The following is a 1,407-nucleotide window of genomic DNA, read 5'->3' as shown; positions in this document are numbered from 1 at the left end:
CCATCCGCATTGCCCTGACCGGCGCTGACCTGCAGGCAAGCTGTAATGGCGTGGCATTGGCCAATTGGCAGACCCATAACGTCAAGGCCGGCGATCGGCTGCAATTCGGATTTCCCCGCAGTGGTGTTCGAGCCTACCTGGCGGTGGCCGGCGGGTTTGTGCTCGCGCCTGCGTTCGGATCGGTGGCGACCGTTGTGCGCGAGCAGATGGGCGGGCTCGATGGTCGGGGGCGCCCGTTGCAGGAAGGTGACTGTTTGTCCTGTGCCGTTAGTGAGCACGGAATGTTGCGCCGAGTGCCGCCACGCTATATTCCCGACTACGCTGAACCGCTGACCGTGCGAGTGATGGAAGGCCAGCAGCGGGCCCTGTTTGACGACGCGCAGATGAACCGGTTTTACGCCAGTGAGTATCGGGTATCCACCCAGAGCGATCGCATGGGCGTCCGCCTGGACGGGCCCGGGCTGCATCCGACCGAAGGAGGGATTGTCTCCGAAGGCATTCCCTTTGGCGCCATTCAGGTCCCTCCCAGTGGTCAGCCCATCATTTTGCTCAAAGACCGTCAGACCATCGGTGGCTATCCCAAACTGGGTACGGTTCACCCGCTGGATGCCTTTGCACTGGCTCAGCGCCAGCCGGGTCAGTTGATCCGGTTCACGTCAGGGTCAACCAATGAGGTCAATGACTACCGGGAATTTCTGCGGTTTATGCACGAGCCGTGATTGAGAGATTTCAGGCTCTGTCGGGCCAAGCGCTGGGCATGACAAAAAAGCGGTCGCGCTCGACCCAGTAGCCGGATTCCGGGTCGGGTGCCAAGGCGGAAAACAGGCGAGGGGTTGCTCTCTCGTGAATCTGCGCGAGTGTGGCTTGGGTGGCCTCGACGCCGGGAGTTGAGGTCTGCATCCAGGGCCCGAGCCAGTGGGTTTTTTTCAGTGGCACCCAGTGACGGGTGTCCACCTGTTCGATGTCTTCCAGATACAACCAGTGCCCGCGCAAATGATCTGGTGAGGCCTGGACCGGCGCGGGGTAGTCCTCCTGCCAGGGATAGAACAGGTAGCCGGGCATGATGACCCGGGCGGTGCGGGGCGTGTCGATGCCGAGCGCCCGCAGGGCTTCTGTGGTTTCCGGGCGGTGGGTCAATCGGCTCTGGTGCTCGCGCAGGTGGCGGGTTTTCAGGTCCAGTCGGTCCCGGGCGTTGGGACCGTACCAGAGTGGCTCAATGCCATCGGGGGCCGGATGGCCCAGGTAGAACTTCACGGCAATTTCGTGGTGCTCAAGCTCGCCGGTATCGGGGTTACGAAAAATAAAATCCAGCTCGCCCAGGGTTCGTCCCTGCCCCCGAATCGGCAGATTGTTGATCACTTTTTCCCACCCCAACAGCTCGGTCATCAGGCAGTCGTACAGGCGTTC

General features: G+C 61.8%; 2 protein-coding genes. One reads left to right on the top strand and one right to left on the bottom strand.

The annotated features are described in order from the left end of the window. Positions 1–719, top strand: a 719-nt coding sequence (locus tag B3187_RS12395) for a biotin-dependent carboxyltransferase family protein (protein ID WP_286806791.1), incomplete at its 5' end; no start/stop codon positions are given. A 10-nt stretch (positions 720–729) separates the two neighbouring features. Here the strand turns inward: B3187_RS12395 and B3187_RS12390 are convergent. Next, the coding region (locus B3187_RS12390; RefSeq protein WP_286806789.1) for a DUF1853 family protein at positions 730–1,407 on the bottom strand (678 nt) is incomplete at its 5' end.

This window comes from Marinimicrobium sp. UBA4209 (genome assembly GCF_002381585.1).
Taxonomy (GTDB): Bacteria; Pseudomonadota; Gammaproteobacteria; order Pseudomonadales; family Cellvibrionaceae; genus Marinimicrobium; species Marinimicrobium koreense.
This window is presented reverse-complemented; position numbering and strand designations above follow the sequence as displayed.